9 protein-coding genes are annotated in these 7,553 nt (G+C 36.7%); 2 read left to right on the top strand and 7 right to left on the bottom strand.

Annotated features, from left to right (window positions below):
• Window positions 1-11 precede the first annotated feature (11 nt).
• The 3 genes from BT797_RS00225 to BT797_RS00215 form a co-directional block, all read right to left on the bottom strand.
• Window positions 12-1,220: a hypothetical protein gene (locus BT797_RS00225; RefSeq protein WP_075470792.1), complete on the bottom strand. Its 1,209-nt coding sequence runs from the start codon at window positions 1,218-1,220 to the stop codon at window positions 12-14.
• Window positions 1,221-1,730: 510 nt separating this feature from the next.
• Complete coding sequence (locus BT797_RS00220; RefSeq protein WP_082293657.1) at window positions 1,731-2,240, bottom strand: hypothetical protein; 510 nt, start codon at window positions 2,238-2,240, stop codon at window positions 1,731-1,733.
• 227 nt (window positions 2,241-2,467) lie between these two features.
• Window positions 2,468-2,722 (bottom strand): hypothetical protein, encoded by a 255-nt coding sequence (locus BT797_RS00215; protein ID WP_075470790.1) that lies wholly within the window; start codon window positions 2,720-2,722, stop codon window positions 2,468-2,470.
• A gap of 221 nt (window positions 2,723-2,943) precedes the next feature.
• Between BT797_RS00215 and BT797_RS00210 the strand changes: the two genes are divergently transcribed.
• Complete coding sequence (locus BT797_RS00210) at window positions 2,944-3,825, top strand: helix-turn-helix transcriptional regulator (RefSeq protein WP_075470788.1); 882 nt, start codon at window positions 2,944-2,946, stop codon at window positions 3,823-3,825.
• Window positions 3,826-3,835: 10 nt separating this feature from the next.
• On the opposite strand, the gene BT797_RS00205 is transcribed toward BT797_RS00210, so the two are convergent.
• Genes BT797_RS00205 through BT797_RS00190 form a run of 4 tightly spaced genes read right to left on the bottom strand, consistent with a single transcriptional unit; the run spans window position 3,836 to window position 6,361 of the window.
• A complete protein-coding gene (locus BT797_RS00205; protein WP_075470786.1) occupies window positions 3,836-5,023 on the bottom strand; it encodes a site-specific integrase in 1,188 nt (395 codons plus the stop codon).
• A gap of 9 nt (window positions 5,024-5,032) precedes the next feature.
• A complete protein-coding gene (locus BT797_RS00200) occupies window positions 5,033-5,497 on the bottom strand; it encodes a DUF2787 family protein (protein WP_075470785.1) in 465 nt (154 codons plus the stop codon).
• Window positions 5,498-5,529: 32 nt separating this feature from the next.
• The gene (locus tag BT797_RS00195) at window positions 5,530-5,985 is read right to left on the bottom strand and encodes a hypothetical protein (RefSeq protein ID WP_075470783.1); all 456 of its coding nucleotides are present in this window, start codon (window positions 5,983-5,985) and stop codon (window positions 5,530-5,532) included.
• Window positions 5,978-6,361, bottom strand: a complete 384-nt coding sequence (locus BT797_RS00190; protein WP_075470781.1) for a hypothetical protein — start codon at window positions 6,359-6,361, stop codon at window positions 5,978-5,980. The genes BT797_RS00195 and BT797_RS00190 overlap by 8 nt, the downstream gene beginning before the upstream one ends.
• Before the next feature lie 175 nt (window positions 6,362-6,536).
• Between BT797_RS00190 and BT797_RS00185 the strand changes: the two genes are divergently transcribed.
• Entirely contained in the window at window positions 6,537-6,845 is a 309-nt protein-coding gene (locus BT797_RS00185; RefSeq protein ID WP_075470779.1) for a hypothetical protein, read from the top strand.
• Window positions 6,846-7,553: the final 708 nt, after the last annotated feature.

The raw sequence follows: 7,553 nt of genomic DNA, 5'->3' as shown, positions 1-7,553 counted from the left end.
CGATCTAAGATTTAGGTGTTAGTCGTGTTGACTAATTTAAAGTACCAACGAAGAATCTCTACTGCCTGTTCTGCAAAGAAAATTGGCATAAACAACATGATCATAAATACAGAGATTAGAGTTAGATTTACCAATGTAGACCAGCTCAATGCAGTTACATAACGACCAGATTTTTTAGCCTCTGCTTTGAGATCATCTTTTTCTTTTTTTAATTCTTGCTCATAATTCTGTTTATTTGTAGCTAATAAATTTTGATTTTCTCGCAAGTCATTAGCTGAATCTATAAGTTGTTTTTTTAATTCTTGCTCATAATTCTGTTTATTTGTATCTAGGCAATTTTGAGTCTCTCGCAAGTCATTAGCTGAGTCTATAAGTTGTTTTTTTATATTACTTAGTTTGTCATTTAATTGGAACAACGAGCTTTCAAGAGATTTTTTTTCAGATTGAAGGGTTTTTATACATGCCTCGGCATAGTCTGTCACCATCGGGTTACTTAGTAATGTAGCAAACGTTTCTTCACTAAACCTGTTAACTAATCTATTGAAATAGATCTCCATATCTTCAACATTAAAATCACGTCCTTGTACTTCCGGAGTAAACCGAAAATTGGGAGAGATATAAACTTCCAAAATGGCAAAATTATGAGATTTTAATACCTCTATTTTTGCTTTTTCACAACCATGAGTAACTTTCACTTCAATAGCAACTTTCCCCCCCCATTTGCTATACATATCGGACTTAGGGGACAAGTAGCCGATTAAGTCAGGATAGAAATATTTCCCGCCTCCGAATTGGATCTTTGTATCCTCCCCGTCTAAGTCGAAGTCAACAAAATCTAAAATTAACTCTTTTTTATTTACTTTGAATGGTATTTTATTTAGTTGCGATAAAGCTAATATTGCAAGTTGGTGAGTTAAACTTTCCCCATCTCCACCTTGATTTGAATCGTCTGAAACGTCTCCTGATTTATATCGCAAGTAGCCTCTTATATCTGAGATTAATGGCTTTCTATCATTTTTATTATTTTGTGTACTCCAAAGTTTTAACTTGTCATAATTGAACTCTATATCTACCTCTGGATTCCTTTTATGTTTCATTTCTTCAGAAATTCGACGTAGCTTCAATATTTCCCAAATAAAAAATAATCTTTTTCTCTTTTTTCCCTTTTGCAATATGTACTCATCATCAATAGTTGCATAAGCCCATCTTTTTTTTGCCATAAAATTTATCTCAATGTAGTTTGATTGTTACTGGATATAATCACAGTGTTAATCCTATGGGCAAGGTAAATTTTTATTAAAGGTCATAAATATAGATTTGCTTCACAGTTTACCCATATTTTTCCTTCTGATTTTTTAAGCTCATTGCGTCGGCGGTACATATCAAATTTAAAAAAATAACGTACTGAATCAGCCTAAGCCAATTCAGTACGTATATTTCAAATATAATGATTAAGCCGTATCAGTCCGCATATTTTTAAGTTCTTCTTTAGCGGCAAACAAGAACCCTGTGATGAGTCCATATCCTAAGTAAATTAATGGTAGTGGCATATTATGATTCCTTATTCATTTCTTTGTAGATGGCATAGCCGATGATGAATCCAATCCCAAATAATGGATTAGCAAAAAGTGCTGGCATAGTATTTCTCCGTAATGATGATTACATAGTGATGTTTACGAGGTGAGTTGTTGAATCTGTACTTGTTAGCAGTGAACGTATGAAGATACTAATTAATCATCCGCTAGCTGAAGTAACTTTGCTTTCTTCTCTTCGTAATCTGCTGCTAATACATGAAGGAATACGCTCTTACCGGATTGGGTAATTAAGCCAATATCATTTGATCTCAATATTGCAGCGAGAAAGCCTGAGTTGTTCGCACTTAATGATCTGAAGACTGATTTCAATACGGTACTCTTAAATGGTTTCTGTCCTTGTTCATCTAAGATCGTAATGATGGATTGTAGTAAAAACCATTCTTTAGAATGTAATCCGCCACCCTCATTACTGCTAAGTCTTAGATAGAGTTCGCCATCTTCATCATGTTTAGCTAAATCAAAGAACACATTGTTGTCTGTCTTAGGGCTAAGTTTCTTCCCCTTACCAGATAGCACTATATTACTGAAATGGTCATGTTTAGGCTTAGTGGGGCTTTCATTAGTAGATTCAACAATATTTAAATTACCAGTATCACTACCGTCGACGCCGTCGCTGTTAAGTTGGTTATTTATTTTTTTACTCATGATGTTTCCTTAATTGAAGATGTAAAAAAGGGCAATACCATTACTGATACTGCCCGTAGATTAAATTAAAATTTGTTAGCTAATCTTGTTAGTGTGAATGACCACATACTTGGCAGCTACCATCATCGTAAGCACGTTGACCACAAGCTGGGCAGGTAGTTACTAGAGTTAGAATCTTCTTAATGTTCATTAGTTTTTTCATATTGTTTCCTTGGTTTAGATGAGTGTTACTGAGATTTTTTAGTACATTTGTCGACGTCGACGACGGAACCATTTAATGTGCCGCAAACATCAGCTTTCCATTGAACAATCACGCCATACGATGATGTATGTTGGATGCCTGATTTACCATTCCAGTTTGCTTCTAATAGTGGCTTCATCTTAGAAATGTCTCCCGGATTACCACCCATAGTACCGCCAGCTAATACCGCTGTTGATGCAAATAGACAAGATAGACTCAGCAGCATGATTGATTTGTTCATTGATTGTTTTCCTTTGTTTTAATATTTAAATTAATTGATGGGTATTATGAAATACTCGACTGACAGGTGGTGTCAGTGATACTTGAAATTGTTGATATTTGCCTCATGCCTTACGATTACTGCTTCATGAAACTAATAACAATACTGCTAACCTAATGGGTTTAGATTAGAAATAATAACGACTGACACCACCTGCCAGTTCGACGGTTTAATCTAGTTAGATGAAAAGTAAGAATGAGAAATTAGCCAAACGTTTAGGTACTATCCTTGCCCGATTAAATACTGGTGAACGACTGTATCTAAAAGACTTGGAAGCTGAATTTAACGTACATGAAAGAACGATATGGCGTGACTTTGAAAGGTTGTCCTATTTACCTTTGATTCGTGAAGATGGATGTTATTTTCTTGATATGAGCAGTGTTAGGCAGCAATCATCTAACAGCATGAATAAGTTCATCAACAATATGGGGCTTGAGTCATTCATCCCGATTAAGCTCAACATGAACAATTGGCAGACTCAAGATGTACCAATATTTCTATTCAAGAATGTGCGGATTGAAGATGTATCAAGTTTTACTGATTTGTTTGATTTAATGAGTTGTGCGATCGGTAACCTCAACCTGATTTCATTTACATACAAGGGTAAGATACTCGAACACGTTCATCCCTACCGATTAGTAAATGATCGGGGTATTTGGTATCTAGCCGCTGTCTATCAGAACCACTTACACTCATTTAGAATTGCCTATATTTCACAGTTTCTACAGAGTGAGGACAAATACAAACACCAATCGCATATACAAGATGAAATCATTAGGCAAGGGATGCAATGGATAGATATCGACAAGTCAGATGTACTAATACAAGTTGATTCCCATGTTGCTTTACGCTTTATTGATAGTGATTTACTCCCTAATATTCAGGTGTTAAAAGAAATGGATGATGGGTCATTGTTGATTAGCAGTCAGGTAACACGATTACACGATGTAATTCCTATTTTAAAAGCTTGGATGCCGTACGTTGAAGTACTATCTCCGATTAGCCTTAAGCATGAATTAATTCGTGATTTGTATGCGTCATTAGAGCGTAACAAGATGATGTGATTAAGCCTTGTTACTTAGTTGCCTCCCTAACTAAATCAGATACATTAGCGCTAACTTCTCTTAACCGTGAAGAAGCTAAATGTGCGTATCTGGTACTGGTTTGTGGGGATTGATGCCCAAGCAAGTGCTGAACATCGTATAGAGTTGCCTTACCTGAGTTAATCAAGATTGAAGCAAACGAATGGCGTAAATCGTGAATTCTCAGCCCATCTAAGCCACCTGCTACTTTCTTGATTCGAGCAAATGATTTCTTAGGATGGCTAATGGGCTTACCTTCAGCATCACCAGGAAATATATAATCATTACCCTTGATACGTTGGTGCTTCTGCTCTTCCAATACTGTCATGGCTAATGAGTTCAACAGTACTGTTCGAGACAATCCTGATTTAGTATGCGGTAAAAATAGGCTCCCTTCGCCGACGTCGTCGACGGTTAAGTTACACCATTTAGAATTACAGATTTCACCCATACGCATTCCTGTTAGTAGGGCAAATTTCAGGGCATTACCTTGGGTTCTACTAGGCTCATTATTGCAGGCTGTAATGAACTGAGTGACTTCATCCTTACTGAGAAACCGTTGCTTTAAATTGTTCTCCTTTAATTTCTTGATGTAAGTACCCGGATGCTTCTCAACGAATCCCCATTCCATTGCTAGCCGGAACATACGAAGCACCAAACTTCTTAACCTATTGATGGTTGCAGGTTTACGGTTAACAAGAAGTTCATCGAGTCGTTTTTGAATATCATGCTGACTAACTTTAGTTAATGCTTTGCCTTTCCAATGCGGATAGAAGTGCATCTTGAGGTTACTTTCATCACTGTAAGCAGTTAGCTTGTTAACTCTGGCGTAAGGTAAGTAATGTTGTTCAGCAAATTCATAGAAGGTAAAGACTATCTGTTTCTCATCCCTGAGTTGCTTAGGGTCATTACCGAGGGCTAATTGCTTCTTGTGTTCATTAGCAATCTGGCGAGCAGTTGGGATATCTAGAGATGGATATTCACCTAGTTGTAATGATTTCTTAGTGCCGCTAATGGTGTAGCGAAACAGGTAACGCTTACGTCCTTGTCTATTTACTATTAGCTTTAAGCCACTACATCCTTCATCTGTGTATTCTGTTTCTCGGCTTCGACTATCAGGTGGTGTTGGCGGTAGGTTGTCCATCTGGCGTTTATTGAATTTAAATTTACGCGATTGCATGAAAACTCCTTAGTCATGATGCGTAATGGAAAGCTCGAATACCTCAAAGTTAACTGCATACTCTAAGAAGTTAGCTTCCCAAATCAGGTAGAACTCAGCTGCTTCACTTAGTCGATCAACACCTAATACAGATTGAAACTCATCATGGATAAAATCAAAGTCAGTATTTTTAGCTAATTCAGTACAGTAACCGCTACCAACATAGGCAAAGTCAGTGATATAGCAGAGTCGCCATGTATCATCCTGACGTTCAATACTAATTTCAGCTGGGTAATAGCCGCCATGTTCAGCAGTGTAATCAGGTGAGCGAAAGTTAAATGTAATGCTATTTACGTTGGCGGTGGCGTCGGATTGATTAGGTTCGTCGACACCGTCAACGATTGCATTGTTTTTGATTAGTGATGATGTTAGTAGATTAACGAATGATTTACTAACTGGCACGCTTAAACCTTCAATGTTAATTTGAATCGTCATGTTGATTCCTATATTTAGATGGCGGGGTGGAGTTAGATGGGTTTAGCTTCGATATCAGCAGCCGTTAGATGATTTAATATTTCATCAGATTTAACGGCTAATTGATGTTTGAATTGCTTTTTATCTGCTGCTTTCAAGATCCCTTCATGCCTAAGTGCAGCCCCTAGAAACCCTGCGTTGTTATTGCTACTTTTACTGAACAAGGGATGAAAGATACGAGATGTAAATGTAGCGAATTCACCTCGACCAGTTAGGCATTGTTGAATAGCTTCGATTCTAATTAACTCATCTGAAAACAAACCATTATTTGTGTTAGATACTAGCTGAATGACATCTACGTCATTATTTTTACCGATGGCATAGTGAATTAGCTGAGTTTGATCTCTTAGCTTAGGTGCTGAACCTTTACGTATGCAGGTCAATTCGGGCTTAGTATTAGTTGATTCAGGGGTTAATTCAGATGCTGTCTTTGTTGTTTCCTTACTCATGATTCACTCCTAATGTATTCATTAAGTCACTCTTCAATGCTTGGGGCATTAGCAGATACAAGCCCTGACCGCTATCACTCAGAATACTTAATGTAAGCAATGATCCGTAATCTAATTCATCTTCAAATTCGATGTTCTCTAGGGCAAAATTGAGTAAGTTCTTCTCGCGTTTAGTAATACGATTGCCGTCGACGCCGACACGAGAAACATCCGAAAGTGATGAAATCATCCAGAGTTCGCATTCGAGTTCAGTCCATGTATTTTGGGCTTCATTTTCATCGTGAAATGGCGCTAGTAAGTGTTGTTTAAGTTGGGTGAGTAAGGTGGGCGTGATTGGTAGTGTTGGTAGATCTTTCCAGTTTGTGATTTTAAGCATGATTAGCTCCATGAAATTGATATCATGAAGTTAATATATGTTTGAGATGGTTTTTTTTACGTTACGAGTAATTAATACTAAAATAATCATTTTTAATCTAAGTGAACCCAAATATTTTAATGATCTTCTACTATGCTTACATTTCATAAATTACTTTCTATGCAAGGTATTAATTATGGGTATTAAAGATATTAGTAATTCTGCTATTGCAGGTAAAAAATCGTTTGATGCTGCTGGAAATCAATATGATTACGAGCGCTTGAAACAAATTAAAGGTGAAGTTTGGCTTAACAATAAAATGATTCAGGACAGGGTTAAACAAGGCATATCTCCGATGGAAGCGATACAGCAAACTGCGCAAAAAATGAAATTTCATGACAATGCTCCAACAGATAAGGAATTCTCTAATATTCATAATAATGTTAGAAATGAAAAAATTGAAGAATCTCTTTCTGTTTTGTTTGATATTCCATCCGCGACCTGACCCTAGAATTAATTTTCAGCTAATTTTCTTATCGTCATCGGCGGAAAGTTCGGTGACGACAATGTTATATTTACCTGATTTTTTGCGTGGTATTTCTGCTAATTATATTCACTCTACCTAATCCGACAACCACTAACAGATTACTCCCAACGCCCCCCATCGCGACAGTATTAGTATGAATATCACTCTGTGATTTAATGGCTGAACTTGGGTATTTGAATAGGAGTTGATGAGATTAGGCTAAATTCATTGAGATATAACTGCTTTTGGTTTTTTAGGGCACTATAGGTGAGATTACAGTTTAGTATTGTGGTGATAGAGAATCAGTGAAATCAGAAAATTTACTACTAGTTCAGTGAATGGTGGTAATTCTAACTCAAGAAGTAATAAAGCCAAAAATATGGCTTTTCATTAGTGTTTAGCTAAATATATATGACTAACTATCTGAATTACTGAAGTACGTCTCGTCACATTCTTTACAGTACCCTTGTGGCGTAAAAGCTTCGTTAGACCCACATTCAGCGCATGGGGTGAATTCATCATATTCTTCTTCCACTTGTTGCTCCTATCAATTTGAGTAATATGAGATAACAAAATACATGGGGAGTACATAGAAAGTCAATGATAAAAAAGGAAGTATTTAGGTCTCCCCAAAGGATATATCACTTGTTATATAACCATAATTTCCAACACCTAAATCTTAGATCG

It is taken from the genome of Moritella viscosa (assembly GCF_900120065.1).
Lineage (GTDB): Bacteria > Pseudomonadota > Gammaproteobacteria > Enterobacterales > Moritellaceae > Moritella > Moritella viscosa.
Note: the sequence above shows the minus strand (reverse complement) of the source record. Positions and strands in the feature narration are given on the sequence as shown.

What these genes read in the sequence shown, in the direction of transcription:
- BT797_RS00225 (WP_075470792.1), bottom strand. Translation starts at nt 1,220, where the DNA reads ATGGCAAAAAAAAGATGGGCTTATGCAACTATTGATGATGAGTACATA.
- BT797_RS00220 (WP_082293657.1), bottom strand. Translation starts at nt 2,240, where the DNA reads ATGAGTAAAAAAATAAATAACCAACTTAACAGCGACGGCGTCGACGGT.
- BT797_RS00210 (WP_075470788.1), top strand. Translation starts at nt 2,944, where the DNA reads ATGAAAAGTAAGAATGAGAAATTAGCCAAACGTTTAGGTACTATCCTT.
- BT797_RS00215 (WP_075470790.1), bottom strand. Translation starts at nt 2,722, where the DNA reads ATGAACAAATCAATCATGCTGCTGAGTCTATCTTGTCTATTTGCATCA.
- BT797_RS00195 (WP_075470783.1), bottom strand. Translation starts at nt 5,985, where the DNA reads ATGAGTAAGGAAACAACAAAGACAGCATCTGAATTAACCCCTGAATCA.
- BT797_RS00200 (WP_075470785.1), bottom strand. Translation starts at nt 5,497, where the DNA reads ATGACGATTCAAATTAACATTGAAGGTTTAAGCGTGCCAGTTAGTAAA.
- BT797_RS00205 (WP_075470786.1), bottom strand. Translation starts at nt 5,023, where the DNA reads ATGCAATCGCGTAAATTTAAATTCAATAAACGCCAGATGGACAACCTA.
- BT797_RS00185 (WP_075470779.1), top strand. Translation starts at nt 6,537, where the DNA reads ATGGGTATTAAAGATATTAGTAATTCTGCTATTGCAGGTAAAAAATCG.
- BT797_RS00190 (WP_075470781.1), bottom strand. Translation starts at nt 6,361, where the DNA reads ATGCTTAAAATCACAAACTGGAAAGATCTACCAACACTACCAATCACG.